29 protein-coding genes are annotated in these 26881 nt (G+C 61.4%); 19 read left to right on the top strand and 10 right to left on the bottom strand.

The genetic code is table 11. The annotated features are described in order from the left end of the window. Nucleotides 1–17 precede the first annotated feature (17 nt). Nucleotides 18–1118 carry a 3,4-dihydroxy-2-butanone-4-phosphate synthase gene (gene ribB / locus ASD00_RS36810; RefSeq protein ID WP_025426169.1) on the top strand — a complete coding sequence of 367 codons (1101 nt, stop codon included), beginning with the start codon at nucleotides 18–20 and terminating at the stop codon, nucleotides 1116–1118. A 142-nt stretch (nucleotides 1119–1260) separates the two neighbouring features. Here ribB and ASD00_RS36805 read toward each other — a convergent pair whose 3' ends face one another. After that, nucleotides 1261–1791 carry an invasion associated locus B family protein gene (locus ASD00_RS36805; RefSeq protein ID WP_025426170.1) on the bottom strand — a complete coding sequence of 177 codons (531 nt, stop codon included), beginning with the start codon at nucleotides 1789–1791 and terminating at the stop codon, nucleotides 1261–1263. Nucleotides 1792–2146: 355 nt separating this feature from the next. Here ASD00_RS36805 and coxB point away from each other — a divergent pair, with 355 nt between their 5' ends. From coxB to rnhA, 13 genes are all read left to right on the top strand, one after another. Beyond that, on the top strand, nucleotides 2147–3031 hold the full coding sequence (coxB, locus tag ASD00_RS36800; protein WP_025426171.1) for a cytochrome c oxidase subunit II: 885 nt from the start codon (nucleotides 2147–2149) through the stop codon (nucleotides 3029–3031). A gap of 20 nt (nucleotides 3032–3051) precedes the next feature. After that, complete coding sequence (gene ctaD, locus ASD00_RS36795; RefSeq protein WP_025426172.1) at nucleotides 3052–4740, top strand: cytochrome c oxidase subunit I; 1689 nt, start codon at nucleotides 3052–3054, stop codon at nucleotides 4738–4740. A gap of 98 nt (nucleotides 4741–4838) precedes the next feature. Beyond that, nucleotides 4839–5795, top strand: coding sequence for a heme o synthase (locus ASD00_RS36790; RefSeq protein WP_025426173.1), 957 nt, complete (start codon nucleotides 4839–4841; stop codon nucleotides 5793–5795). Continuing rightward, the gene (locus ASD00_RS41105; RefSeq protein WP_025426174.1) at nucleotides 5795–5935 is read left to right on the top strand and encodes a hypothetical protein; all 141 of its coding nucleotides are present in this window, start codon (nucleotides 5795–5797) and stop codon (nucleotides 5933–5935) included. The genes ASD00_RS36790 and ASD00_RS41105 overlap by 1 nt, the downstream gene beginning before the upstream one ends. A gap of 12 nt (nucleotides 5936–5947) precedes the next feature. Next, entirely contained in the window at nucleotides 5948–6547 is a 600-nt protein-coding gene (locus tag ASD00_RS36780) for a cytochrome c oxidase assembly protein (RefSeq protein WP_025426175.1), read from the top strand. A 64-nt stretch (nucleotides 6548–6611) separates the two neighbouring features. Then, nucleotides 6612–7490, top strand: coding sequence for a cytochrome c oxidase subunit 3 (locus ASD00_RS36775; RefSeq protein WP_025426176.1), 879 nt, complete (start codon nucleotides 6612–6614; stop codon nucleotides 7488–7490). A gap of 99 nt (nucleotides 7491–7589) precedes the next feature. Continuing rightward, nucleotides 7590–8084, top strand: coding sequence for a L,D-transpeptidase family protein (locus ASD00_RS36770; protein WP_057211512.1), 495 nt, complete (start codon nucleotides 7590–7592; stop codon nucleotides 8082–8084). After that, entirely contained in the window at nucleotides 8081–8464 is a 384-nt protein-coding gene (locus tag ASD00_RS36765) for a DUF983 domain-containing protein (protein ID WP_025426178.1), read from the top strand. Before ASD00_RS36770 ends, ASD00_RS36765 begins: the two co-directional genes overlap by 4 nt. A 52-nt stretch (nucleotides 8465–8516) precedes the next feature. Continuing rightward, nucleotides 8517–9200: an SURF1 family protein gene (locus tag ASD00_RS36760; RefSeq protein WP_239637574.1), complete on the top strand. Its 684-nt coding sequence runs from the start codon at nucleotides 8517–8519 to the stop codon at nucleotides 9198–9200. A gap of 154 nt (nucleotides 9201–9354) precedes the next feature. Continuing rightward, complete coding sequence (locus tag ASD00_RS36755) at nucleotides 9355–9720, top strand: DUF1304 domain-containing protein (protein WP_025426180.1); 366 nt, start codon at nucleotides 9355–9357, stop codon at nucleotides 9718–9720. 3 nt (nucleotides 9721–9723) lie between these two features. Then, a complete protein-coding gene (ispH, locus tag ASD00_RS36750) occupies nucleotides 9724–10731 on the top strand; it encodes a 4-hydroxy-3-methylbut-2-enyl diphosphate reductase (protein ID WP_025426181.1) in 1008 nt (335 codons plus the stop codon). A gap of 36 nt (nucleotides 10732–10767) precedes the next feature. Beyond that, nucleotides 10768–11748 (top strand): homoserine kinase, encoded by a 981-nt coding sequence (locus ASD00_RS36745; RefSeq protein WP_025426182.1) that lies wholly within the window; start codon nucleotides 10768–10770, stop codon nucleotides 11746–11748. Beyond that, complete coding sequence (rnhA, locus tag ASD00_RS36740; protein WP_025426183.1) at nucleotides 11745–12209, top strand: ribonuclease HI; 465 nt, start codon at nucleotides 11745–11747, stop codon at nucleotides 12207–12209. Before ASD00_RS36745 ends, rnhA begins: the two co-directional genes overlap by 4 nt. Nucleotides 12210–12255: 46 nt before the next feature. Here rnhA and ASD00_RS36735 read toward each other — a convergent pair whose 3' ends face one another. Both ASD00_RS36735 and ASD00_RS36730 read right to left on the bottom strand, forming a co-directional pair. After that, nucleotides 12256–12741, bottom strand: a complete 486-nt coding sequence (locus tag ASD00_RS36735; protein ID WP_025426184.1) for a peroxiredoxin — start codon at nucleotides 12739–12741, stop codon at nucleotides 12256–12258. A 139-nt stretch (nucleotides 12742–12880) separates the two neighbouring features. Then, nucleotides 12881–13729, bottom strand: a complete 849-nt coding sequence (locus ASD00_RS36730; RefSeq protein ID WP_025426185.1) for a protein-disulfide reductase DsbD domain-containing protein — start codon at nucleotides 13727–13729, stop codon at nucleotides 12881–12883. Between the two features lie 169 nt (nucleotides 13730–13898). On the opposite strand from ASD00_RS36730, the gene ASD00_RS36725 reads away from it, so the two are divergent. Beyond that, nucleotides 13899–14504, top strand: coding sequence for a YqgE/AlgH family protein (locus ASD00_RS36725; protein ID WP_025426186.1), 606 nt, complete (start codon nucleotides 13899–13901; stop codon nucleotides 14502–14504). Between the two features lie 119 nt (nucleotides 14505–14623). Here the strand turns inward: ASD00_RS36725 and ASD00_RS36720 are convergent, their stop codons facing one another. From ASD00_RS36720 to thrC, 4 genes are all read right to left on the bottom strand, one after another. After that, complete coding sequence (locus tag ASD00_RS36720) at nucleotides 14624–17530, bottom strand: EAL domain-containing protein (RefSeq protein WP_025426187.1); 2907 nt, start codon at nucleotides 17528–17530, stop codon at nucleotides 14624–14626. Further along, the gene (locus ASD00_RS36715; protein WP_025426188.1) at nucleotides 17530–18141 is read right to left on the bottom strand and encodes a GNAT family protein; all 612 of its coding nucleotides are present in this window, start codon (nucleotides 18139–18141) and stop codon (nucleotides 17530–17532) included. Before ASD00_RS36715 ends, ASD00_RS36720 begins: the two co-directional genes overlap by 1 nt. Before the next feature lie 192 nt (nucleotides 18142–18333). Further along, nucleotides 18334–19635, bottom strand: a complete 1302-nt coding sequence (locus ASD00_RS36710; RefSeq protein WP_025426189.1) for a pitrilysin family protein — start codon at nucleotides 19633–19635, stop codon at nucleotides 18334–18336. Nucleotides 19636–19651: 16 nt separating this feature from the next. Continuing rightward, complete coding sequence (gene thrC, locus ASD00_RS36705) at nucleotides 19652–21052, bottom strand: threonine synthase (protein ID WP_057211510.1); 1401 nt, start codon at nucleotides 21050–21052, stop codon at nucleotides 19652–19654. Nucleotides 21053–21331: 279 nt separating this feature from the next. On the opposite strand from thrC, the gene ASD00_RS36700 reads away from it, so the two are divergent. Further along, nucleotides 21332–21880, top strand: a complete 549-nt coding sequence (locus tag ASD00_RS36700; protein ID WP_025426191.1) for a hypothetical protein — start codon at nucleotides 21332–21334, stop codon at nucleotides 21878–21880. Nucleotides 21881–22057: 177 nt separating this feature from the next. Here the strand turns inward: ASD00_RS36700 and ASD00_RS36695 are convergent, their stop codons facing one another. Next, nucleotides 22058–23164, bottom strand: coding sequence for an ABC transporter substrate-binding protein (locus ASD00_RS36695; protein WP_025426192.1), 1107 nt, complete (start codon nucleotides 23162–23164; stop codon nucleotides 22058–22060). Between the two features lie 226 nt (nucleotides 23165–23390). Continuing rightward, nucleotides 23391–24086, bottom strand: coding sequence for an HAD family hydrolase (locus tag ASD00_RS36690; RefSeq protein WP_025426193.1), 696 nt, complete (start codon nucleotides 24084–24086; stop codon nucleotides 23391–23393). A 179-nt stretch (nucleotides 24087–24265) separates the two neighbouring features. Here ASD00_RS36690 and ASD00_RS36685 point away from each other — a divergent pair, with 179 nt between their 5' ends. The 3 genes from ASD00_RS36685 to ASD00_RS36675 all read left to right on the top strand — a co-directional run bounded on the left by ASD00_RS36685 (nucleotide 24266) and on the right by ASD00_RS36675 (nucleotide 26145). Next, on the top strand, nucleotides 24266–24934 hold the full coding sequence (locus tag ASD00_RS36685) for a GntR family transcriptional regulator (RefSeq protein WP_057211508.1): 669 nt from the start codon (nucleotides 24266–24268) through the stop codon (nucleotides 24932–24934). 225 nt (nucleotides 24935–25159) lie between these two features. Continuing rightward, nucleotides 25160–25753 (top strand): biotin transporter BioY, encoded by a 594-nt coding sequence (locus ASD00_RS36680; RefSeq protein ID WP_025426195.1) that lies wholly within the window; start codon nucleotides 25160–25162, stop codon nucleotides 25751–25753. After that, nucleotides 25750–26145, top strand: coding sequence for a DUF1284 domain-containing protein (locus tag ASD00_RS36675; RefSeq protein WP_057211506.1), 396 nt, complete (start codon nucleotides 25750–25752; stop codon nucleotides 26143–26145). Before ASD00_RS36680 ends, ASD00_RS36675 begins: the two co-directional genes overlap by 4 nt. Here ASD00_RS36675 and ASD00_RS36670 read toward each other — a convergent pair. Continuing rightward, the gene (locus ASD00_RS36670) at nucleotides 26125–26805 is read right to left on the bottom strand and encodes a winged helix-turn-helix domain-containing protein (protein ID WP_025426197.1); all 681 of its coding nucleotides are present in this window, start codon (nucleotides 26803–26805) and stop codon (nucleotides 26125–26127) included. The two genes, ASD00_RS36675 and ASD00_RS36670, sit on opposite strands and share 21 nt — an antisense overlap. Nucleotides 26806–26881: the final 76 nt, after the last annotated feature.

The following is a 26881-nucleotide window of genomic DNA, read 5'->3' as shown; positions in this document are numbered from 1 at the left end:
AATTCGGGAAGAACAAGATGTCCTATGACCAGAAGCGTGTCGTTGATGCCATCCGTGCCTTCGAAGCCGGCGAGATTGTCGTCGTCACCGACGATGGCGGCCGTGAGAACGAAGGCGACCTGATCGTCGCCGCGGTCCATTGCACGCCGGAGAAAATGGCCTTCATCGTGCGCCACACCTCGGGCATCGTCTGCACGCCGATGCCGCGCGAAGAGGCAAAGCGCCTCAATCTCAATGCCATGGTGGCAGAGAACGACTCGGCGCACACCACCGCCTTTACCGTCTCGGTCGACTTCAAACACGGCACGACAACCGGCATCTCCGCTGACGATCGCACGCTGACGGTGCGCAACCTTGCCAACCCCAATGTCGGCCCGACCGATTTTGTGCGGCCGGGCCACATCTTCCCGCTGGTTGCCCGCGAAGGCGGCGTTCTGATGCGCTCGGGCCACACGGAGGCGGCCGTCGATCTCTGCAAGCTCGCAAGCCTGCCGCCGATCGGCGTCATCTGCGAACTGGTCAATGACGACGGTACCGTCACGCGCGGCCCGCAGGTCAGCGCGTTTGCCGAAAAGCACGGTTTGAAGCAGGTTTCCGTCGCCGACCTGATCGCCTACCGTCAGCGCAAGGAAACGCTGATCGAGCAGGGCGGTTCGTTCGACATCGAGACACCCTACGGCATGGCCAAGGGACATTCCTACTCGCTCCCCTGGGATCCGATGCAACACCTCGCCGTCGTCTTCGGCGACATCCGCGACGGCGTCGACATTCCGGTTCGCCTGCACCTTGAAAATGTCGGTGCCGACGTTTTCGGCAAGGACTGCCAGATCGACCGGATCATGAAGCGCATGGCCGAAGAGGGCAGGGGCGTCATCGTCTATCTGCGCGAAGGCTCGGTCGGCGTCGGCGTGTCGCAGACCGCCCGCAAGGGCAAGCATGAACGCGAAGCCCATGACGAGGCGCAGGCTCGTGAAAGCGAGTGGCTGGAGATCGGCCTCGGCGCACAGATTCTGAAGGATCTCGGCATCAGCTCCATCCGGCTCATCGCCTCACGCGAGCGCCACTATGTCGGCCTCGAAGGCTTCGGCATCAAGATCGCCGCGACAGACATCATCTGACGCTGAGCGATTGCACGTCTGCACACCTCGCAAGCCCGGACGAACATCCGGGCTTTTGCTTTTTTTGCGCGGTTCTTGGTGTTCGAAACGAAAAAGCCGCGCACGAGGCGCGGCTTTGAAAATCGGTCTGTGGCGAGTGCCATCACGGCAGGGCGTCGTAGCCTTCGCCGAAGCCTTTGAGGTCGACCGGAATGCCAATGCCTTCTTCCGGCGACTGGAAGACGATGAAGGTTGCCGTCGCGCCGGAACGGAAGGTCTTCAACAGTTCGTCTTCGAGCACGACCTCGGCATAGCAGCCGTCGGAGAAGCAGCGCACGAAATAGGCGCGGCCGATATCCTTGCCGTCGACGTTGAGGCCAAGGCCGTTCGGCAACAGCACGCCGAGCGGCGCCAGAACGCGCAGGATCTTCGCCTTGCGGTCGGCGGTCTTCAGCACGACGACCGAGAGGCCGACTTCCGGCCGGTCCTCGGCGATGACGTTCTGCATCAGGGCGCATTGGTCGGTTGACGCACCTGCCGGCTGATCGCAGACGATCGACCATGCGCCATGGTTGGACTTGACCGTTCCGGGCGCGCCAGCGGGTTGTTGGGCAGCACTCGCCGTAGGAAGGGCGAGGACGGCAAATCCGAGAGCGGCAAGAGCCGACAGTCGGGAGAAAAGGGGCAGGCCCATGTAAACCTCAAAACGTCGAATCATCAGGGCTATTCTTGAAGCGCGCGGGAGAAAATGAAAAGCCCTGTGGGGTACATTCCAGCGCCATATGGCGGAAATTGGGCTCGCGGAGCGCCATTGTCGCGCTGATGTGGCGTGATAGCGCCGTCAGTGGCGCAGACCGGGACATATAAGTCGATTCGCTGGGGGTTCCGAGGGGTGCCTGTGAGAAAAGTCGCATTTGTGCAAAAATGCCGCATGGGGTTGATTGCACAGATGTTGCGGCGTTGGGCAAACTGTGGTTTGAAGCGCTGCAGTATCGCAGGGATTCTGCGTTCCGGTTTGATCCTGATCAAGCGCATTGGGGAGACATATTGTGAAAAATAAGGCTTATGCAGTTATGGCAGCGCTTGCCTGTCTGCTTTTTGCTTCGAGCGCCTTCGCTGACAAGCCTGTCGATTGGCAGACGAACTTTCAGACGGCTGCGACGGGCATTATGGAAGAGATCACGTGGTTTGAGCACTATACCCTGTGGTTCATCATTCCGATCACTCTTTTTGTCCTCCTGCTGCTGATTGTCGTGGTGGTCAAATTCCGTGAGAGCGTCAACCCGGTTCCCTCCAAGACCAGCCACAACACCGCTATCGAAGTTGTCTGGACCGTTGGTCCGGTCATCATCCTGCTATTCCTGGCGATCCCGTCCTTCCAGCTTCTGACCGCGCAGCTGACGCCGCCGCAGAATCCGGACCTGACGGTCAAGGCGACGGGCAACCAGTGGTACTGGTCCTATGAATATGAAGTCGGCGAAAGCCCGCTCTCCTTCGACAGTCTGCTGATGAAGGAAGAAGATCGTGCGGGTCTCGGCAAGGAAGACAAGGCCGAATACCCGCGTCTGCTCGCCGTCGACAACGAAGTCGTCGTTCCGGTCGGCAAGACCGTTCGTGTGCTCGTCACGGCTGCCGACGTCATCCACGCTTTCGCAATGCCTGCCTTCGGCGTTAAGATCGATGCCGTTCCCGGCCGCCTGAACGAAACCTGGTTCAAGGCTGACCGCGAAGGCCTCTATTACGGCCAGTGTTCCGAGCTCTGCGGCAAGGACCACGCCTATATGCCGATCGCCATCCGCGTTGTTTCGCAGGAAAAATACGACGCCTGGCTCGCTGCCGCCGCAACCAATATCGGCGATGCGAACAAGGCGCTCATGGCGTCCATCGACGGCGCGGCCAAGGCCGTTGACGTCGCTGCCAACGCCGCACAGTAATCGGAAGGGGAGCTCGACCCATGGCTGGAACAGCCGCTCATCACGACCAACGCCATGATCACTCCGATCATGGTCACGCAGACCACGCGCACAAGCCGTTGACCTTCTTTCAGCGCTGGTTTCTGTCAACCAACCACAAGGACATCGGCACGCTCTACCTGATCTTCGCGATCATCGCGGGCATCATCGGCGGCACGCTGTCGGTGTTCATGCGCGCCGAGCTGCAGGAACCGGGCATCCAGATCTTCCACGGTCTGGCGCAGATGGTTTACGGCTTCGAGGGCGATGCTGCCATCGACGGCGGCAAGCACATGTTCAACGTGTTCACGACCGCGCACGCGCTCATCATGATCTTCTTCATGGTCATGCCGGCGCTGATCGGGGGCTTCGCCAACTGGATGGTTCCGATCATGATCGGCGCGCCGGACATGGCGTTCCCGCGCATGAACAACATCTCCTTCTGGCTGATCATTCCGGCCTTTCTGCTGGTTCTGCTTTCGATGTTCGTCGAAGGTCCGGCAGGCGCCTATGGTGCGGGGGGCGGATGGACGATCTATCCACCATTCTCGACATCAGGCATGCCCGGGCCGGCGATGGATCTTGTGATCCTTGGCCTGCACATCGCCGGTGCCTCGTCGATCCTCGGCGCGATCAACTTCATCACCACGATCCTGAACATGCGCGCTCCGGGCATGACGCTGCACAAGATGCCGCTGTTTGCCTGGTCGGTTCTGATCACCGCCTTCCTGCTTCTGCTCTCGCTGCCGGTTCTGGCAGGTGGCATCACCATGCTGCTGACCGACCGCAACTTCGGCACGGCCTTCTTCGCGCCTGAAGGCGGCGGCGACCCGATCCTGTTCCAGCACCTGTTCTGGTTCTTCGGTCACCCGGAAGTGTACATCCTGATCCTGCCGGGCTTCGGCATCGTCAGCCACATCGTTTCCACCTTCTCGCGTAAGCCGATCTTCGGCTACCTCGGCATGGCCTACGCCATGGTCGCGATCGGCGCCGTCGGCTTCATCGTGTGGGCGCACCACATGTACACCGTCGGCATGTCGCTCGACACGCAGCGTTACTTCGTCTTCGCGACGATGGTTATCGCTGTTCCGACCGGCGTGAAGATCTTCTCGTGGATCGCGACGATGTGGGGTGGTTCGATCCGCTTCACGACCCCGATGGTCTGGGCGATCGGCTTCATCTTCCTGTTCACCGTCGGTGGTGTCACGGGCGTTCAGCTCGCCAACGCCGGTCTCGACCGTTCGCTGCACGACACCTACTACGTGGTTGCTCACTTCCACTACGTTCTGTCGCTCGGCGCCGTGTTCGCGATCTTCGCTGCCTGGTACTACTGGTTCCCGAAGATGACCGGCTACATGTACTCCGAGTTCCTCGGCAAGCTGCACTTCTGGGTCATGTTCATCGGTGTGAACTTGATCTTCTTCCCGCAGCACTTCCTGGGTCTCGCCGGCATGCCGCGCCGCTACATCGACTATCCGGATGCCTATGCCGGCTGGAACATGGTGTCGTCCTACGGCTCGTACATCGCAGCCGTCGGCGTGCTGATCTTCCTCTTCTGTGTCGCTGAAGCCTTCGCAAAGAAGCGCGTCGCTGGCGACAATCCGTGGGGCGAGGGTGCGAACACGCTGGAATGGCAGCTGTCTTCGCCGCCGCCGTTCCACCAGTGGGAACAACTCCCGCGCATCAAGTGATGGGAAAGAAACAGAAGCCGCCGATCCCGGCGGCTTCACCCCGCCGGAGAACCGGCAAAAGACGGCCCGTATGGGCAAAAGACGATCAAGGACGAGACATGACGGTCATCGACAATCACGAAGCAGTTGGCAGGGGTGGTGCACCGCGCCTGTCCGAGGCCTCTGCACGCGATTATTTCGAGCTTCTGAAACCCCGCGTCATGTCGCTCGTTGTGTTCACTGCGCTTGCAGGCCTCGTGCTTGCACCCGGACATATCAATCCCTTCATTGGTTTCATCGCCATCCTGTGCATCGCTGTTGGCGCCGGCGCCTCAGGCGCGCTCAATATGTGGTATGACGCCGACATCGACGCGGTCATGACCCGCACGGCCAAGCGCCCGATCCCTGCAGGCAAGATCCTGCCCGAGGAAGCCCTCGCCTTCGGCCTGACGCTCTCCGCCTTTTCCGTGATCATCCTCGGGCTCGCCGTCAATTGGCTCGCAGCCGGGTTGCTCGCCTTCACCATCTTCTTCTACGCCGTCATCTATACGATGTGGCTCAAGCGCTCGACGCCGCAGAACATCGTCATCGGCGGTGCTGCCGGTGCCTTCCCGCCGATGATCGGCTGGGCGTGCGTGACCGGCGGCGTATCGGTGGAAAGCATCGTCCTGTTCCTCATCACCTTCCTGTGGACGCCAGCGCATTTCTGGGCGCTGGCGCTGTTCAAGATGGGCGACTACGGCGCCGTCGGCGTGCCGATGCTGCCCAACGTCTGCGGCCAGGCAACCACCAAGAAGCAGATCGTCATCTATGCAGTCCTGACGGCCCTGATCGGCATCTGTCCCACCTTGCTCGGTTTTGCGAGCATCGGGTATGGCGCGGTTGCAGCGGCACTAGGCCTGGGCTTCGTTTGGTATTCGATCGGCGTGCTGCGCATGCCTGAGGCGGATGAGCGCATGCTGCCCGCCAAGAAGCTTTTCGCCTTCTCGATCATGTATCTGTTCGTGATCTTCTCCGCCCTGATGGCGGATCACCTGATCGTCAATATCTGGCTGAATGCCGGGAGTGTTGCCTGATGGAAACCGTCAAGCTGAACGAAGCCCAGAAGAAGTCCCGCCGCGGCCGCAACATTGCGCTCGGTATCGTGCTGGCTGGCCTGGTCGTCCTCTTTTACGTCGTCACGCTGATCAAGTTCGGCAACGGCATGGTCAACTGAGGGAAGCGCGATATGACGACCTCTCAGGACCCTCAGCAGAAGCAGCGCTCCAACGGCGCTATCGTCGGTACTTGCATTGCCTTCGTCGTCGGCATGACCGGCATGGCCTATGCGGCCGTGCCGCTCTATGACATGTTCTGCCGCGTCACCGGCTATAACGGCACGACGCAGCGCGTCGAGCAGGCATCGGATGTCATTCTCGACGAAAAGGTCAAGGTGACCTTCGACGCCAATACCTCCGGCGGCCTGCCGTGGGAGTTCAGGCCGGTTCAACGCGACATCGATGTGCGGATCGGCGAGACGGTACAGGTGATGTACCGCGCCAAGAACCTTTCGTCGAAGCCGACGACCGGGCAGGCGACGTTCAACGTCACGCCGATGCAGGCCGGTGCCTATTTCAACAAGGTTCAATGCTTCTGCTTTACCGAGACAACACTGCAGCCGGGAGAGGAGATGGAGATGCCGGTGGTATTCTTCGTCGATCCGGACATGGTCAAGGCGGTAGAGACCAAGGACATCAAGACACTGACACTTTCCTACACCTTCTACCCACGCGAGCCGTCGAAGCCGGTCGCACAGGTGAAGACGGGCGAAACTGAGAACAAACTTTGACTGGAGGCCCGTTTCGGCTATGCCGAAAGGGCGACAAGAGAAAGACCTATCGGGGATTACTGACATGGCCGATGCACATCAGAAGAATCACGACTACCACATCATCGACCCGAGCCCCTGGCCGTTGCTTGCCTCGATCGGCGCATTCGTCATGGCGTTCGGCGGTGTCGGCTACATGCGCTATCTCTCGGGCGGCTCCTTCAAGCTGTTCGGCGCTGACCTTGCCAATCCGTGGGTCTTCTTCATCGGCCTCACAGTCGTTCTCTACACCATGTACGGCTGGTGGTCGGACACGGTGAAGGAAGCGCACGAGGGTCACCACACCCGCGTCGTCTCGCTGCACCTGCGCTACGGCATGATCATGTTCATCGCTTCGGAAGTGATGTTCTTCGTCGCCTGGTTCTGGGCCTACTTCGACGCCAGCCTGTTCCCGGGCGAAGCCATTCAGGCAACCCGCGCCGCCTTCACCGGTGGTGTCTGGCCGCCGAAGGGCATCGAGGTTCTCGACCCCTGGCATCTGCCGCTCTACAACACCGTCATCCTGCTGCTTTCCGGCACGACGGTCACCTGGGCGCACCACGCACTGCTCCACAACGACCGCAAGGGCCTCGTCTACGGCCTGTCGCTGACGGTCGTGCTCGGCGTGCTGTTTTCCTACGTCCAGGCCTACGAATACGCTCACGCTCCGTTCGCCTTCAAGGACTCGATCTACGGCGCGACCTTCTTCATGGCGACCGGCTTCCACGGCTTCCACGTTCTCGTTGGTACGATCTTCCTGCTCGTCTGCCTGCTGCGCGCGCTGCGTGGCGACTTCACGCCGAAGCAGCACTTCGGCTTCGAAGCGGCGGCCTGGTACTGGCACTTCGTTGACGTCGTCTGGCTGTTCCTCTTCTTCTCCATCTACATCTGGGGTGGTTGGGGCGCGCCGGTCGCTCACATGTAAGAAGATTTGAGCGCAAGCTCTTCTCGATAAGGCGGCTGCGACCATGCAGCCGCCTTATTTTTTGTTTGCATTACGGCGGAATCGATGGGGCGAGCCGACATGAATATTCGCGTGGCTGCGGTGACGACGGCCTGGCTTCTGGCAGGATGCTTTTCAGCCTCTGCCGGCGATCCGGCCGACCGCGTGGTGGTGCACAAGGAGAAGCGCATCCTGCAGCTCTACCGGGGTGGAGAGATGCTGCGCCAGTATTCGGTCGCTCTTGGCGGCAATCCCATCGGTCACAAGGAACGCGAAGGTGACCGGCGAACGCCGGAAGGCCTCTATGTCCTCGATTGGCGCAACGACAAGAGCGGCTATCACCTGTCGATGCACGTCTCCTATCCGAGACCCGAGGATATCAAGGCAGCGGCAGCTAAGGGCGTCGACCCCGGTGGCATGATCATGATCCACGGCCAGCGCAATTATTTCGGCTGGCTGGCGTTTATGACGCAGATGTTCGATTGGACGGACGGCTGCATTGCGGTTACGAATGCCGAAATGGATGAAATCTGGGACCTGGTTCCCAACAACACCCCGATCGAGATCAATCCGTGAGTGACGACAAAGCCCTCTATCCGCCGGTCGACCCGGTCATGGCAGGTATCAAAGGCCATTGCCCGCGATGCGGCCAGGGAAAGCTGTTCGATGGGTTCCTGACGGTAAAGCCCGCCTGCGCCAGCTGCGATCTCGACTATCGTTTCGCCGATTCCGGCGATGGTCCTGTCGTCTTCGTCATCCTGATTGTCGGCTTCATCGTCGTCGGTGCGGCACTGTGGATGGAGGTAAACCTCAATCCACCGCTCTGGCTGCATTTCCTGCTCTGGATACCGCTGGCGATCGTGCTCAGCCTCGGCCTGACGCGCATGCTGAAGGGCATCCTTATCAACCTGCAGTATCGCAACAACGCGCGGCCCGGCGAGATCGACCGTGGCTGAGATCGAGACCAGGAAGAAGGGCAGCCTTGTTGCGCGCCTCGGCGCATTCGCCGTGCTCGCTATCGTCTTCGCCATCCTCATTTCGCTCGGCACCTGGCAGATGCAGCGGCTGCACTGGAAAGAGGGCCTGCTTCAAGCGATCGCTGAACGGCGGTCGGCGCCGCCGGTGACGCTTGCCGAGGTCGAAAAGATTTCAGCCGAAGGCGGCGATATCGATTATCGCACCGTCAATGTTTCCGGCACCTTCGACCACAGCAAGGAGCGGCACTTCTTCGCGACCTACAACGGTCGCACCGGCTACTATGTCTTTACGCCGCTGAATATCGAGGACGGCCGTGCCTTGTTCGTCAACCGCGGTTTCGTTCCCTTCGAACTGAAGGATTCGTCGACCCGTCTCGCGGGCGAGCTTCCGGCGTCCGTGGCCATCCATGGCCTCGCAAGGCCGAAGCTCGCCGAAAAGCCGTCGTCGCTGGTCCCGGACAATGACCTCGCCAAGAATATCTTTTACTGGAAGGACCTCGACACGATGGCATCTTCGGTCGGGCTTCCCGCCGAGAAGGTCGTACCGTTCTTCGTCGACGCCGATGCTACGCCCAATCCGGGTGGGCTTCCGATCGGCGGCGTTACCCAGTTCGACCTGCCGAACAGCCATCTGCAATACGCGCTGACCTGGTACGGTCTTGCCGGAGCCCTGGTCGTCGTCAGCGGCGTTTTTCTGATGCGGCGCAAGCCATAGGCGGGCCTCTACAGCGCCGCGCGTCTTATTATCGCAAAGGTCGCTGTAGCACTTTGATTTGCTGCATGTTTTTATCCTTAAATCGAATAGGACTTAAGGAAACAGGCTGTAGCGCCGTGCTATCCCTGACCGACGCAGTTGGGGGACATGTGGAATGGGTTTGATATCGACGATCCTGATCGCGCTGACGGCGCTGTTGCATCTCGGTTTTCTCGTGCTGGAGATGTTTCTGTGGACGAGGCCTGAGGGACGTTCGGTGTTCCGCATGACGGTGGAGCAGGCGGAAGCGACCCGGGTGCTCGCCGCCAACCAGGGGCTTTACAACGGCTTTCTCGCAGCTGGTCTTTTCTGGTCTCTTCTGCAGCCGGAGGCGTCATTTGCCTTCGAGTTGAAGGTGTTCTTCCTTGTGTGCGTGATCGTTGCCGCTATATATGGCGCGTGGTCCGTCAAGCCGCGCATCCTGTTGATCCAGGGCGGCCCGGCGATTGCAGCCCTTGTTTTCGTTCTACTGGCATCCTGATCCATGGCATCATCCGCGGCAAAATCCCCGATCACCATTCGCCTTTGCGGGCCGCGCGGTTTCTGCGCCGGCGTCGACCGGGCGATCCAGATCGTCGTCCTGGCGCTGAAGGAATTCGGCGCGCCGGTCTATGTTCGCCACGAGATCGTGCATAATCGTTATGTGGTCGAAGGGCTGGAAGCCAAGGGTGCCATTTTCGTCGAGGAACTCGACGAGATCCCGCCGGAGCATCGCAAGCAGCCGGTGGTGTTTTCCGCCCATGGCGTGCCGAAATCGGTGCCTGCGGATGCCGATACACGCAATCTCTTCTATCTCGACGCCACATGTCCGCTGGTCTCTAAGGTGCACAAGCAGGCGATGCGCCACAACCGGCTGGGCCGCCACGTGGTGCTGATCGGCCATGCCGGTCACCCCGAAGTCATCGGCACCATGGGGCAACTGCCGGAAGGCGCGGTATCGCTCGTCGAGACGATCGAGGATGCGGACGTCTATATGCCGCCGGATCCGGAAAATCTCGGTTTTGTTACCCAGACCACACTCTCCGTCGACGACACTGCCGGGGTCATCAAGCGGCTGCATGAGCGCTTCCCCAATCTGACTGCGCCGGCTGCGGACTCGATCTGCTATGCCACCACCAACCGCCAGGAAGCGGTCAAGCAGGCGGCACCCGGCTGCGATCTGTTCCTGGTTGTCGGTGCGCCGAACTCGTCGAACTCCAAGCGCCTGGTCGAAGTGGCGCTGAAAGCCGGCGCGAAAAAGTCCGTTCTCGTGCAGCGGGCAGCGGAAATCGACTGGGATTCGATCGGCGAAATCTCGACCGTCGGCCTGTCTGCCGGCGCATCGGCGCCTGAGGTCATCGTCAACGAGATCATCGAGGCGTTCCGCGAGCGCTACGACGCCGTCGTTGAACTTGCCGACACCGTCGAGGAAAATGAGAACTTCCTCGTCAACCGCGAGATCCGGCACGTGCCGCTGACCGCCGCCGACATGGCCTTCGTCAACGGCGAATAACCCGCATATCTTGCCCGCATTTGAAAGTGAACGACCGTGGCAGTTTACACCGATATCACGGAAGACGACCTGAGCGCCTTTCTCGAGGCCTATGACGTCGGCCAGCTGACGTCCTACAAGGGCATCGCCGAGGGGGTCGAAAACTCCAACTTCCTGCTGCACACGACAAAGGGCGCCTATATCCTCACGCTCTACGAGAAGCGGGTGAACGCAGGTGACCTGCCGTTCTTCCTGGGGCTGATGCATCATCTGGCCGATCGCGGGCTTTCCTGTCCGCTGCCCCTGCCGCGCTCCGACGGCGAACTGCTGGGCGAATTGTCCGGCCGTCCGGCCGCCATGATTTCGTTCCTCGAAGGCATGTGGCTTCGCAAGCCGGAGGCCAAGCATTGCCGCGAGGTCGGCAGGGCGTTGGCTGAGATGCATGTCGCTAGCCAGGGCTTCGACCTGAGGCGCACCAATGCGCTTTCGGTCGGCGGTTGGCGGCCGCTATGGGTCAATTCCGAGGCGCGCGCCGACGAGGTGCAGACCGGCCTTAAGGACGAGATTTCCGCCGAGCTTGCGCATCTCGAGAGCCATTGGCCGAAATCGCTGCCGGATGGTGTCATCCATGCCGATCTGTTCCCCGACAATGTCTTCTTCCTCGGCGACCAGCTTTCCGGCCTGATCGACTTCTATTTCGCCTGCAACGATTATCTCGCCTACGATGTGGCGGTCTGCCTCAACTCGTGGTGCTTCGAAAAGAACGGCTCCTACAATATCACCAAGGGCATGGCGCTGCTTTCGGGTTATGAGAGCGTGCGCAAGCTGACGGCGGATGAGGTCGAAGCCCTGCCGCTGCTCTGCCGCGGTTCGGCACTGCGCTTCTTCCTGACGCGCCTCTACGACTGGCTGATGACGCCGGCCGGCGCCTTGGTGGTGAAGAAGGATCCGCTCGAATATTTGACGAAGATCCGGTTCCACCGGGCGATCGTTTCCAGCGCCGAATACGGCCTCCGGATCGAAGAGACCTCTGCATGAAACACGTTGATATTTTTACGGACGGCGCCTGCTCGGGCAACCCCGGGCCGGGCGGCTGGGGCGCGGTGCTGCGCTACGGCGAGGTGGAAAAGGATATGTGCGGGGGCGAGGCGGAAACGACCAACAACCGCATGGAGCTTCTGGCGGCGATCTCGGCGCTGGATGCGCTGAAGAACGCCTGCGAGGTCGACCTGCATACCGACAGCAAATATGTGATGGACGGCATCTCCAAGTGGATCCACGGCTGGAAGAAAAACGGCTGGAAGACCGCGGACAAGAAGCCGGTGAAGAACGGCGAACTCTGGCAGGCGCTGGACGAGGCCAACCGCCGCCATAAAGTCACCTGGCACTGGGTTAAGGGCCATGCCGGCCATCCGGAAAACGAGCGCGCCGACGAACTCGCCCGCAAGGGCATGGAGCCCTACAAGAAGGGGCGCCGTCCGGATCCTCTCGCAAAATGAAAAACGGGCCGCATGGCCCGTTTTTCATTCGCAGTGACGTCTAAGCCTAGAGCTGCTCCAGCATCGCGGCGGCGCCCGATACGGTCGCCTGGCCCGGGCTTTCCTCAAGATTGAGCGTCTTCACCACGCCGTCTTCGACAAGCATCGAATAACGCTTGGAGCGGACGCCGAGCGTGCCGGCGGACAGATCGATATCCATGCCGAGTGCCTTGGTGAACGCGGCATTCCAGTCCGAGAGAAAGTGGATCTTGCCCATGCCGCCCGACGATGTCGCCCAGGCACCCATGACATGCAGGTCGTTGACGGCAACCACGGCGATATCATCGATACCGCGCGACAGGATCGCGTCACGGTTTTCGAGATAGCCGGGCAGATGGTTGAGCGAGCAGGTGGGGGTAAAGGCGCCCGGCACGGCAAAGAGCACGACGCGCTTGCCCTTGAAAAGCTGTTCGGTCGTCACTTCCACCGGACCATCGGCGGTCTTTTCCTTGAAGGTAGCAGCGGGCAGCTTGTCTCCGACGGCAATGGTCACGGCATTCTCCTTGCGTTGCGCGCATGGCCAGACCGGCGTTCCGGCAGGGCGTTGTCGCGGCTTGAGTTGTGCGTCCGGGTGTCTCCGGCGATTGTTTTTGGACCCAACCGCCTGAAACCGGCAAGACTATAGAGGCGCATCAATCAAAGGCAAGGGTCGTTTCCATGCTGCGCCCGCCGGCGCGCACGGTGAGGATGACCGGCTTTCCCTTCAGCGTCTTATCCTTGCCGGAGAGCCGAACGGGGATCTCGGCCTTTAGCTCCGCACCTTCCGCCTGAGTGATTGCCGGCTTGCCGAAGGAGACGCCTGAGGCGCCGGCAAGAAACAGTTCGCGGTGCTCCTTGCCGGTGTCCGGCGGTAGCTTCAACGAGAGGCGCACCGCTGCCTTGTGCTCGTCATAAACGGCGGTTGTCACCTTGAAATCCTCGGAGGGCGGTTCCGGCAGGGCGGCGACTGCACCGTCGATGCGGGCGGCATCGAGCGGGTTGTCGAAGTCGTCATGCTTGAGCGTCAGATTCAGTTCGCCCTGCACCGGGATGCAGATGTCCTCGCAGATCCCGAGGAACACCGAGGCGCGGATCTTCACGTCTCCCTTGCCGTGCAGGCGCTTCAGCGTCAAGGGGAAGGCGACTGACTTGTCGTAGCCGACATAGCGCACCACCCCGTCGTCGAAGGTCTTGGGCACGGGAAAGCCGATCTTTTCAAGAACGACTCCTTCGGCCGGATCAAGCGTGATCTGCGGGGGAATGCCGCTAGCGCCGGGCTCGCGCCAATAGGTCTTCCAGCCGGGGTTCAGCTTGACCTCGAGCGTCGCCGGGATCGTGCCATCCTTTTGCAATGGCGCGGCAACAATGCGGATCATGCCGCCGGTTGATGTCATCCATTCGCTGGTCGCCGCCTGGGCGCTGGCAGGCAGAAAAAATGCGAGGAGAAGGCTTGCCGTGCCGATGCGCTGGACCATGTTCTGATATGTGGGACGTTTGATCATGGCCAAAGCAATATCGCTTTTGCCGGCAACGCTCCAGACGCCCCTTTGGGCGCGGAGATCATAAATGTTTGATCAAGCAGAACAGGGTAAACGCGGTACGTGCATTATTTGGCGGTCGCGACGTTGAAGCGCTTTTCATTTCGCGACGAATTGGTAGGCTGTCCGCATTATGGCGATACCCATGGCACAGAAGAAACGGGAACGCGGTTTCCTTGACGGTCAGTTCCTGATCGCCATGCCTGGGATGTTTGACACGAATTTTGCCCGCACCGTCATCTTCATCTGCGCCCATTCGGACGACGGCGCCATGGGCTTCATCCTCAACCGGCCGCAGCAGCTGACCTTCCCCGATGTGCTGATGCACCTCGAAATCCTCGACGAGGACGAGGCAATCCGTCTGCCGGCGATGACCCGCGATTTCCAGATTCAGGCGGGCGGCCCGGTCGAGACCGGGCGTGGTTTCGTGCTGCACTCTGACGATTATTTAAGCGATTCCAGCATTCCGGTCAGCGACGATATCTGCCTGACCGCCACGCTCGACATCGTCCGTGCGATCTCGCGCGGGGAGGGGCCGCACCGGGCGACGATGATGCTGGGTTATGCCGGCTGGGGTCCCGGCCAGCTTGAGGCGGAGATCACCCAGAACGGCTGGCTGACCTGCCCGGCGCGCGAAGAGCTGATCTTCGACAAGGCGCTCGGCGACAAATACGATCGCGCTCTGGCATTGATGGGCGTCAGCCCGGCGATGCTGTCGATCGAGGCCGGCCACGCCTGATACCCGGCGCCGAAGATCCGGCCATGAACTGTAATCCAGATTGCCTCAATCAGATTCGTCCATGAGACATCCGAGGCTGCGTGTATCCGCAGCCTTGCAGTGGCGCACCCTTGTGGAGCTTAAGCCCGTTTCATCAGCGGAAATCGCTCTTTCAACAGCCGCAGGATCGACTCCGAACCGATCGGCGGGCCGAACAGGAAGCTCTGGCCGTAGTCGCAGCCCATCTGTGAAAGCTGGATAGCGTCTTCCTCGGACTCGATGCCTTCGGCCACAACCTGCATGTCGAGTTCGCGTGCCATGGTGATCACCGAGCGCAGCAGAATGCCGCGCTTATCGCTCGGGTCTCGCACCAGCGCCTTGTCGATCTTGATCGTATCGAAGGGGAAGCGGGTGAGATAGGAGAGCGACGAGTGGCCCGTGCCGAAGTCGTCGAGCGCCAGCTTCAAGCCGGCTTCCTTCAGCTTCTCAAGCACCAACCGCGCCTGCTCCGGATTCTCCATGACAAGAGATTCGGTCAGCTCCATCTTCACCTTGGCCGGGTCGCAACGGTTCTTGTTCAGCACGGCACGAACGTCGTCATAGAGCTCGTTGTTGAGCAGCTGCGCGCTGGAGAGATTGATCGACACGAAGATCGGCAGATCGCCGGTCTGGATCTGCCATTCCGTGAGGTCGCTGGTCGCCTTGTCGAATGCGAACATGCCGAGCTGGTTGATCAGGTCGGAATTCTCGGCGATCGGGATGAACTCGGTCGGCGAGACATTGCCGCGCTTGGGGTGATCCCAGCGCATCAGCGCCTCGAAACCGGCAATCTCGGCGTCGCTGAGCCGCACGATCGGTTGGTAGACCAGCGACAGTTCCTTGCGCTCGATCGCTCGCTTGAGATCGGCTTCGAGCTGCATGCGATCCGAGCCGGAGGTTCTAAAGGCTGGACGGAAAGGCTCGACGCGGTTGCCGCCTTCCTTCTTGGCGCGGAACATCGCAAGCTCCGCGTCGTCGATCAGGCCGGCAGCGCTCTGCTCCTGGTCGAGCCAGGAGACGAGGCCGATGGACGCGGTGAGGTTGATTTCGCGGTTGCCATAGTTGAGCGGCACCATGATCGCCTTGCTGACCGCGTCGGCGAAATCGGCGACCTTGGCCGGGTCGCGCTCCGACATCAGGATCAGCCCGAACTGGTCGCCGCCGAGGCGCGCGAGCGTGTCTTGCGGGCGCAGCAGCCGGCGCAGCCGGCGCGTCAGTGCGATCAGGATGTTGTCACCGGCGGCAATGCCGAGCAGGTCGTTGACCTGCTTGTAGCGATCGATATCAATCGCCAGAACGGTCGGGCGTGCGGTCGTGGTGTCGGCCATCAGCAGGATGGCCTGCAGGCGGTCGAGGAAGACCTGACGATTGGGAAGGCCGGTCAGATTGTCATGCAGCGCGTTGTGCAGCAGACGTTCGACCGAGTTGCGCTGCTCGGTGATGTCGATGATCGTGCCGACGCAGCGGATGATCTCGCCATTGGCGCCAAGCACCGGGCGGGCGCGGATCGACAGCCAGTGATAATGGCCATCCTCTGCACGTACACGGAATTCGTGGTTGAGCTTGCCGCGGCGGTGTTCGAGCAGGACGTCGAGCGTGGCACGGAAGCGATCGCGGTCATCGGGGTGCAGGCGCGGCAACCAGTTGCGCAAGGGGCCGTGCATCGAGCCCATGGAGAGACCGAGCTGCAGGGAGATATCGGGAATGGTGACGACGCGGTCACGCGCCACATCCCAGTCCCAGACCGTATCGCCGGAACCCGTCAGCGCCAGCGACTGGCGCTCAAGATCGGAGAACAGGCCCTGCTGGTAGGCGCCGCCGGCAAAGGCGTGCTGCATGACGGTGAAGCCGATCAAGAGCACGATCAGGACGAGGCCGCCGCCAAGTGCTGGCTGGACGATGTCGTTTGCCAGCTGGCCGGTGACGGTCAGCCACGCGCCGAACAGCCAGACCAGAATGAGCAGCCAGGCGGGGACCAGCAGGATGGCGCGGTCGTAACGGTTGAAGCCGAGATAGGCGATCAGCACGATCCCGACCGTTGCCGTCAGTGCGAATGAGAGGCGGGCGATACCCGATGCGATTGCCGGATCATAGACCGCAACGCCGAAGAGCAGGCCAAGGCCGAGGATCCAGGCGAGTGTCGCATAACCCAGATGCTGGTGCCAGCGATTGAGGTTGAGATAGGTGAAGAGAAAGATCACCAGGCCTGCCGCGAGGAACACCTCGGTTCCCGCTCGCCATATTCGCTCGTCGCCGGCCGTGACGCTGATGAGCTTGGACAAGAAGCCGAAATCGACGCAGATATAGGCAAGCACCGCCCAGGCGAGTGCTGCCGTTGCCGGCAGCATCGAGGTTCCCTTGACCACGAACAGGATCGTCAGGAACACCGCGAGCAGGCCGGCGATGCCGAGAACGATGCCGCGATAGAGCGTGAAGGCGTTGACCGTGTCCTTGTAGGCGTCCGGTTGCCAGAGGTAGATCTGCGGCAGCTCAGGCGTCGCCAGCTCTGCGACGAAGGTGATGACCGCGCCTGGGTTGAGCGTGATCTGGAAGACGTCCGAATCGTCGCTCGGCAGCCGTTCGAGCGCAAAGCCCTCGCTCGGCGTGATCGACAGCATGCGTTGCGACCCGAGGTCGGGCCAGAAGAGCTTGGAATTCACCAGGCGAAAATGCGGCGCGACGATCACGCGGTCGAGCTGTTCGCCCGAAACGTTGGCGAGCGCGAAAACCGCCCAGTCGCCCTGGTGGTTCTCGGTGCTGGAACGCACTTCGATGCGCCGGACGATACCGTCAGCGCCTGGCGCCGTCGAAACCTGGAAGGCTTCGCTGCGGCCGCTATAGATCTCGGTCGTCGCGGTCAGGTCGAGTGCGGTGTCTTCGCGTGAAATCTTGACCGGCTCAAGAGCATGGGCAATGCCGCTAAAGGCGCAGAACAGCGTCGTGAGAGCGATCAGAAACGCTGCCAGCTTCGAGGCTGACCATGCGAAGGGCGAGCGGGTTAGAGGCATCAAAGGGGCAATTTCCTGTTCGGTACGGCATCATCGGACAGGAGAGAGAAAAGCACATGGTCACGCCATTGCCCGTTAATCCTCAAGTACTGTCTTAAGTAGCCTTCACGCTCAAAACCGGCCTTTTCAAGGAGCCGGATGCTTCTTGAGTTCTCCGGAATACAGGCTGCTTCAATACGGTGCAACTCAAGGCTCGAAAAGATGTAGGGAATCGCAAGCTTGAGGGCGGCAAACATGTGGCCGTGGCCGGCATGACGCTCGCCCATCCAGTAGCCGATCATGCAGTTTTGCCCGGCACCGCGACGGATGTGGCCGATGGTGATCCCGCCGAGCAGGGTCTCCGCGGGCTTGTGGAAAAGAAAAAGCGGTACGGCCTGGCCGGATGCGAATTCCTGCTCATTGCGGATGACGCGGCCGCGAAAGGCGCTTTCCGTCATTTCGTCGGCGCGCCAGGTCGGTTCCCACGGTTCCAGAAAGCCGCGGCTCTCGCTTCGAAGGTGGTACCATTGGCGATAATCGGCGTAACGGGGGAGGCGGAGCAGGTAATCCTGGTTGGCGATCTCGATCGTCTCGGGCTGTCGCGACAGGAACCGAAAAACCGATCGTGTCATATGTGCCTCCGAGGCCTTCCAGTTGAACGCGCGGAAGATCCTTAACCGCCCGGCGCACGGCGCCCTTTGCGCTGTCGCAAATCCGAGCGTTGCACAACTTTGCGCACAAATCGAATCCGATTTTACGAAAAGTCGCAAACACTTCGCCGGCCGGGCGCCATGGCAGTCCCGGCCGAGATCCGGTGGTCCGGATCAGCTTGCGACGGCGTGCGCGACGGTGGTTTTTCCTGTCAGTGACGACAGGATGTCGTTCATCGGCGCCAGCTGTTCGAGTGGTCCGATCGCCGACAGCGTCGGGGCGGTGTCGAAGAACAGGCGACCTGCCAGATCGGTCAGACGCTCGATGGTAATGCCAGACAGGCGCTCCATCAGTTCGTCGTTCGGGATCGGGCGGCCATAAAGCATCATCTGGCGGGCGATCTGGCCAGCGCGTGCGGCCGGGCTTTCCTGGCCCATCAGCAGCTGGGCGCGGATCTGGGCGCGGGCGCGCTCGATTTCCTGCTGTTCGATGTTCATCGACGACTTGCGCAGTTCGTCGACAATCACGGGCATCAGCTCCGGCAGGTTCTCGCCGCCGGTTGCCGCATGCACGCCGAAGATGCCGGTATCGGAGAAGCCCCAATGGAAGGCATAGACCGAGTAACAGAGGCCACGATGCTCGCGCACTTCTTGGAATAGGCGCGAAGACATGCCGCCACCGAGGATGTTGGCGAGGATCTGCGAACAGTAGAAGTCGCGGGCGTGATAGGCCTTGCCTTCGAACCCGAGCAGGATCTGCGCGTCCATCAGGTCGCGGGTCTCGCGGCTTTCGCCGCCAGTATAGATCGCGGTTTCGAGAACCGGCGTTGCCAGCGGCGTGCGCGGCAGCGTCGAGAAGCGCTCCTCGACCTGGCGCACGAAAGCCTCGTGCTCGACGGCGCCGGCCGCGACGACGAACATCCGGTCGGTGGTGTAGTTGCGGCCGAGATATTGGCGGATCTGGTTGGCGGAGAACGACATCACCGTCTCCGGCGTGCCGAGGATCGGGCGTCCGACCGTCTGGTTGCGATAGGCAGTTTCGGCGAAACGATCGAAGACGACATCGTCGGGCGTGTCGTCGGCAGCGCCGATCTCCTGCAGGATCACCTGTTTTTCACGGCGCAGCTCTTCCTCGTCGAAGCTCGATTCGGTGAGGATGTCGGCAAGGATGTCGACGGCCAGCGGCACGTGATCCTTGAGGACGCGTGCGTAATAGGATGTCGTTTCGGTCGAGGTCGCGGCGTTGACTTCGCCGCCGACATTCTCGATTTCCTCGGCGATCTGGCGGGCGGTGCGCCGGCCGGTGCCTTTGAAAGCCATGTGCTCAAGCAGATGAGCGATGCCGTGTTCGCCCACGGTTTCGTTGCGTGAGCCCGATTTGATCCACACGCCGAGCGCCACGCTTTCAAGGTGCGGCATCTGCTCGGTTACCACCGTCAACCCGGAAGGGAGCCGGGTGCACTCAACTTTCATCATACGTTTCTTCTCGTTCTTACCCCTGGAGACGGGTGCGCTCGCCGATAAAGGTCTCGACGCTCTTCAAATCCGCATCCAGGATATCGAAACGCTCCTCCCTGTTCATCAGGTCAGCAAGCCACGTCGGAAGCGCCGGGTCAATACCACTTGCCGATTTTACGGCGTCGGGGAATTTCGCGGGATGGGCGGTTGCAAGCGTCACCATTGGGGCCGACGCCTTCTCGTGCTTGGCCGCCACGAAGACGCCGATGGCGCTGTGCGGGTCGAGCAGGTAGCCGGTTTTCTCCAAGGTCTTGGCAATGGTCCTGGCGACGTCCTTTTCGGAGGCGCGCCCGGCCTGGAACTCCTTGCGGATCGCCTTCAGCGCCTTTTCGCGGATGGCAAAGGAGCCTGATTGCTTGAGGCTGTCCATCGCGGATCGGACTTCGGCCGGATCGCGATCGTTGGCTTCGAACAGAAGCCGTTCGAAATTGGACGAGATCTGGATGTCCATCGACGGAGACGTGGTCGCCTTGACCCCGCGCATTTCGTAGCGGCCGGTCTTCAGCGTGCGGGCGAGAATGTCGTTTTCATTGGTGGCGACAACAAGCTTGTCGATCGGCAGGCCCATGCGCTTGGCGACGTAGCCGGCGAAGATATCGCCGAAATTGCCTGTTGGCACAGTGAAGGAAATCTTGCGGTCCGGGCCGCCGAGCGCGATCGCCGTCGTGAAGTAATAGACGATCTGGGCCATGATCCGCGCCCAGTTGATCGAGTTGACGCCCGAAAGCTTGACGCGATCGCGGAAGGCCGCGTCGTTGAACATGCCTTTGACCAGGTTCTGGCAATCGTCGAAATTGCCTTTCACGGCGATGGCGTGGACGTTGCCGGCCTTCGATGTCGTCATCTGGCGCTGCTGAACGGCAGAGACCTTGCCATGCGGGAAGAGGATAAAGATGTCAGTACGTTCGCGACCGGCAAAGGCGTCGATGGCAGCACCTCCGGTATCGCCCGAAGTCGCGCCGACGATGGTCGCCCGTTCACCGCGCTCGGCGAGCACATAGTCCATCAGGCGGGCCAGCAGCTGCATCGCCACGTCCTTGAACGCAAGCGTCGAGCCGTGGAACAGCTCAATGACGAAGGCATTGGGGCCGGTCTGGACGAGAGGCGCGATGGCGGGATGACGGAAGGTCGCGTAAGCCTCGTCGATCATCTCGCGAAACTTCGCTGAGGGGATCTCACCGTGGATGAAGGGCTCGAGCACGGCAAAGGCGATATCCTGATAGGACTTGCCGCGCAGCGCCCGGATTTCTTTCTTCGACAGCGTCGGCCATTCCCTGGGAAGGTAGAGACCGCCGTCGCGCGCAAGGCCCGCAAGCAGCGCATCGCAGAAGCCGAGAGGGGCGGCCTCGCCGCGCGTCGAGATATACTTCACCATCCTAGTCCTTCGTCTTGCCTTCGGATCGCGGCGACCCTATGCGAACCGGCCGCAGCGCGTCTGTCTTATTGCGTCAGTCCTTGACAAAGTCCCCACGCATTCTTGTCACCAATGCAATTTCCGGCCCGAGCGTCGTTTCGGAAAATTCCGATCGAGATGGCTGACCCGATCGATTTTTCAATTCGCCGCTGCTATAGACGATGCCCGAAGGCCATGAAAGGCCTTCCGGCCGAGATTTCGGTCAAGGAGTTTCAACCGGTTCAGTAGAGGTTGTTCAACGTGTTTGGCAAAGTATCCCGGCCTGTCCTCGCAATATCCTTTCTCGCGATCCTCGCCGGCTGTAACAAGACGCAATCCGGCGGAGCGATCGATGCGGGCGGCAGTGCCGCAGCAGCTACGCCGGCCGTTGTCCAGGCTGCATGCCCGCAGGTGGTTTTGAGAGAAGGCACCTCGTCGTTCCGCACCTACGCCAAGGGCGGCAAGGACGATCCGACCAAGGTCATCTATCAGGCGTCGCTCGCCGATACGACGCGGCAATGCGTGCAGAGCGAAACCGCGCTCACGGTGACCGTCGTGGTTCAGGGTCGGGTCGTCAGCGGTCCCGCAGGCGGTCCCGGCAAGATCACAATGCCGATCCGCGTCGCAGCGGTCGACGAAGACAAGACGCTCTATTCCGAGCTGACGCAGCATGTCGTTGAGATCCCGGCAAACGGCTCGACGCAGTTCGTCTTCACCAAGACGGACGTCGCGCTCCCGGCCGGCGCAGGCTCCAACGCCAAGGTCTTCGTCGGCTTCGACGAAGGTCCGCCGGCAAAGCGCAAGAAGTAAGCGGCTCTGCCGCATGTTTCCTTAAATCCTATTCGATTTAAGGATAAAAACATGCAGCAATTCAAAGTGCTACGCAACTTTTGCGCGTCTAATTAAGATGCGCGGCGCTGTAGCAGCTGCCTGAAACGAAAAACGCCGGGGCAAGCCCCGGCGTTTTCATTTGGTGACTGTACCGGATTACTCGGCAGCGACGCTCTTGCCGCCTTCCCACTTGTAGAGCGAGAAAGCCTGCGAGGTGAGGTCGCCAGCTTCGCCGTAGGTGAGCTTGCCGAGCACGGTGTCGATCGCTTCGCCGGACTTGATCGCGGTCGCAACGGCGGTCGCATCCTCGGCGGAGCCGGCCTTTTCGATGCCGGCCTTCAGGACCTGCACTGCCGCATAGGCGTTAAGGGTGAAGGCTTCGGCCGGAATGTTCTTCGCCTTCAGTGCCTCGACGGCCGGAGCCGACGCCGGGTTGCGGGTCGCGTCGCTTGCGTTGGTGTAGATCGTGCCGGTCGCAGCGTCGCCGCCGATCGCCCAGAACTCGGTGTTCGACAGGCCGTCGCCGCCGAAGATCTGCGCTGTCACACCCTGGTCGCGCATCTGGCGTGCGAGCAGGCCGCCTTCCGGATGATAGCCGCCGAAGTAGACGACATCGACCTTTTCCGCCTTCAGACGGGTGACGATGGCGCTGAAGTCCTTGTCGCCCGGGTTGAGGCCTTCGTAGACGACTTCGGTGATACCGCCTGCGTTGATCCCCTTCTTGAAGCCGTCGGCGAGGCCCTTGCCGTAGGGAGCCTTGTCGTGCAGGACGGCGACGCGCTTGTCCTTAAGGTTCTTGACCACATAGGCAGCGGCAACCTCAGCCTGCTGGTCGTCGCGACCGCAGGTGCGCAGCACGTTCCACAGACCGCGGGTGGTCAGATCGGGCGTGGTCGCCGTCGGCGTTATCATCAGGATGCCGTTTTCGGCGAGAACGTCGGACGCCGCCATCGAGGTGCCTGAAAGCACCGGACCGACGACGAAGTGGATGCCTTCACCAGCAGCCTGGTTTGCTACCGATACGGCCTGCTTCGGGTCGCCGGCATCGTCCATCATCTTCAGCACGATCTTTTCGCCGTTGATGCCGCCGGCTTTGTTGATCTCCTCCGCGGCAGCTTCCGCGCCGTTCTTGACCTGCTCGCCATAGGCCGCGACCGGGCCGGTGAGCGGCGTGATGACGCCAACGGTGATATCGGCAAAGGCGAACGGCCCGAAGGCAACGCTGGCCGCCAGGGTCAGGCCCGTCAACATTGAAAGACGCATGATGTTTCCTCCTAGAAATACCCCTGAGGGGCTTGGCTGATATGGCCCTCGTGCGCGGTGCGAAAACCGGGGAGATCTTCGGAGGGACAGCCATGGCACATCAATGTGACATCCTGTCCCTCGGCGCCTAATCGGACGCCCGCCGTGATGGCCGAGAGCTTTTTCCCGCCCCGGTGAACATCCGGAGCGAAAGGGTCTGTAGCGGCTAGCGCCCGGCTTTGCCGGATCAGGCCGTCATCGACTCCGACCACTCGGATAGAGCGGCGATCACGCCCGGCAGCGCCGACATGCGGGAAATCACCGTTTCGGCGCCGGCATCGGTCAGCTGGTCGGCATGCGAGGGATGGGTGTGCGAGCCGCCGGTAAAGCCGACGACGCGCATGCCCGCTGCGCGCGCTCCATGGATGCCGTGAACGGAGTCCTCGATGACCAGGATGCGGGAAGGGGCGACGCCCATCTGCTTGGCGCCGTGCAGGAAGATGTCCGGCTTCGGCTTGACGCGGTCCGCTCCAAGGTCGCGGGCGGAATAGATATGGCGGCCGAAATGATCCTTGATCCCGACCTTGCCGAGCATCATCGCGAGCCGCGCCGAGGTCGAGTTGGAGCAGATGCAGTGCGGCAGCGTCAGCTGCGCCAGCATCGGCTTGACGCCTTCGATGATCTTGAGATCGCGCGCGAGGCGTTCGTCGAGGATCGTGTCGACCTTGCTGATGAGCGAGGCCGAAAGCGGGATGCTCGCTTCCTTTTCGATCTGCAGCAGCGTGTTCTGCCAGGTCATGCCGGCAAAGCGCTCTGCCATCTCCTCGGTGCTGATCGGATAGCCTGCTTCGGTCAAAAGGGCCGCCTCGACTTCCGAGGCGATGATTTCCGAATCGACGAGAACGCCGTCGCAATCGAAGATGATGAGGTCGATACCGTTCATTTAGGTCAGTTTCCCTGGGAGAAGGAGGCGCCACAGGCAGGGGGAGATCGCTTTCGCGGCGCGTGCTTTTGTACGCCGAAGGTTTATACGATGGCGGCCGAAATCTCAACCTTTGGAAATCGTCGAAAGGCCGCAGTCGCTTGCTCGACAGGTCCTGCCGGCACCTCTATCTGTAGCCGATGAACAAGCAACGGGACGATACGATCGCAAGCCGCATCAGCCGGGTACTGGCCGAGAGGATCATCTCGGGTGTGCTGACGCCGGGCGAGCGCCTGCGCCAGGATCACATCGCCGAGGAATTCGGCGCCAGCCACGTGCCGGTGCGCGAAGCGTTCCGGCTTTTGGAGGCGCAGGGGCTTGCCGTCAGCGAGCCACGTCGCGGCGTTCGTGTTGCGGCGTTCGACCTCAAGGAAGTCCGCGAGGTCGCCGAAATGCGGGCGGTTCTCGAGGTGCTGGCGCTGCGCCATGCGATCCCACATCTGACCGCTGCCATCCTCGATCGTGCCGAGGCGGCAACGGTCGCCGCGGACACGTCGCGCGACGTCCGTTCCTGGGAGGCTGCCAACCGCGCTTTCCATCGGCTGATCCTGGAGCCCTGCGGCATGCCGCGACTGCTCGCCTCGATCGACGACCTGCATGCCGCCAGCGCCCGCTTTCTGTTTTCGGCCTGGAGGAGCAGCTGGGAAGCGCGCACCGACCATGACCACCGCGCGATCCTTGCCGCCTTGCGGGAAGGGCGGGGCGACGAGGCAGCCAAAATCCTCGCGCGCCATGTCGGCTGGATTGGCAAGACGCCGGTCAAGACAGCTGCCGGCGAGACGCGAGAGGCGTTTTCCATCGTCGGATAGGTCTTTGAGCGCAACCGTTACGCTTGGGTCGCCGCCATGGGCGCAAAATTATAGATAATTTATTTGCCTTGTTTTTCAGTCTGTTGATGGAATCGACGTGCGATTTTGCGCGCCGTTGTCGGTTCGTCTCGGATTGACTGGTACGTCAGTCGGGGCTAGTGCGGCCATCTTATAGATAGAATAAAAAATTATCTATAATCGTGAATGCAACCCACGGAGACCCAGATGTCCAATCTCGCTTCCGCCCACGCGCCCCTCTTCGATCCGCTCCGCCTCGACGGTAAAGCCTGGCCGGTCAAGGCGCTGTTCGTGCTTCTCGGCACCGGCTTTCTCGCGCTCTCCTCGCAGATCAGCGTGCCGATGGTCCCGGTGCCGGTGACCATGCAGACCTTTGCCATCACGATGATCGGCGTCATCTATGGTTGGCGGCTTGGCGTTGCCACCGTCCTTACCTGGCTGACTGAGGCCATGCTCGGGCTTCCGGTTCTTGCCAATGGCGCCGGCGGTCTTGCCCATTTCGCAGGGCCGACGGCCGGTTATCTCGCCGCCTTTCCTTTGGTCGCTGGTATCGCCGGCTGGCTGGCACAGCGCGGCTGGACCGGCGATCGCGTTGTCCTGAGCTTCTCCGCCCATTTCGCCGCCAACATGCTGTGCCTTGCAGTTGGCGCCGCCTGGCTTGCGACGTTGATCGGTTTCGAACAGGCAATCGCACTCGGTGCTGCGCCCTTCGTGCTCGGCGCGGTGCTGAAGTCGGCACTTGCGGCGGCCGTGCTGAAAGCCGTCCAGCGCTATGTGCAGAAGCCGACGGACCTGCTTTGACGGTCCAGCTGCGCGGGCACCATCTGCTGTGCCTGCTGACCTTCGTGGGCGAGGGCTACACGCCCACGTTCACGCGCAACTATGTCAGGATCGCCGAACGCCTGTCGTCAGGTGAAAGCGTCACGGTTGTCGACGGCCCGGACGATATTTGCGTGCCGATGTTGTGTGACGCCGGTGCCCATTGCCGGGAAGACAGCATTGCACGGCGAGACAGTCTTGCACTCGCGGCCATCGCGAACATCCTCGACAGATCAGTCGCCGACGGAAAGGCCGCGGCGGTCTGTGTCGAATGCGAATGGGCCGGCCTCTGTAGCCGCGTTGCCGATAGCGGTTTTAGGGATGTTCTGGTGCGAGCAGGCACGGACCCGTGTTCACTGCGGGAAGAGGTCTGAAAAGGCCCTTTCGCCGCTATCGGTGAAGCGGATGGCGCGGCTGTTGTTCTCGCGTTTTGCCCAGCCCTTGTCGATGAACAGCGTCAGCAGCGCCTCGCCCAGCGAGCCTGCCAGATGCGAGCGTCTCTCGCTCCAGTCGAGGCAAGTTCGGCAGATTGGCCGGCGGGATTTCTTCAGCGATGCGTAGCTTATGCCGAGCGCCTCGATGCGGATCTGGCCCGTATCGGTCAAGGCGAGATCGTCGCCGGCGACCTCGATCTGTTTCGCCGCGATCAGGCTGTCGAGCATGCGCACGCCGTAGTCACCGGCTAGGTGGTTGTAGCAGACACGGGCCTTGCGCAGGGCCGGATCCCTGGGCCCGGGGCGATGCCGGTTCATGCCGCGGCTGGCGGCAAATCCCATGAGGTTCTCTAGCATCAGCCCGACCTCGTCTTCGGCCAGCTGGTAGTAGCGGTGACGGCCCTGTTTACGCTGGGTCAGCAGGCCCCCGGCCTCGAGCTTGGAAAGATGGGAACTCGCCGTCTGCAGCGTGATGCCGGCATGGGCCGCAAGCTCCGTCGGCGTCAGTGCGCGCCCGGCCATCAGCGCGGTCAGCATGTTGGCGCGGGCAGGGTCGCCGATCAGCGAGCCGATGAGTGCGATGTCTGGACCTTCCTTCATACTTCGATGGTAATCGAAGCATCAAAGGCCGGCAAGCGGGCATAGTGGGTTCATCGAAAGACAAACACGAGGAACT

The organism is Ensifer sp. Root31 (genome assembly GCF_001424825.1).
Lineage (GTDB): Bacteria > Pseudomonadota > Alphaproteobacteria > Rhizobiales > Rhizobiaceae > Ensifer > Ensifer canadensis.
Note: the sequence above shows the minus strand (reverse complement) of the source record. Positions and strands in the feature narration are given on the sequence as shown.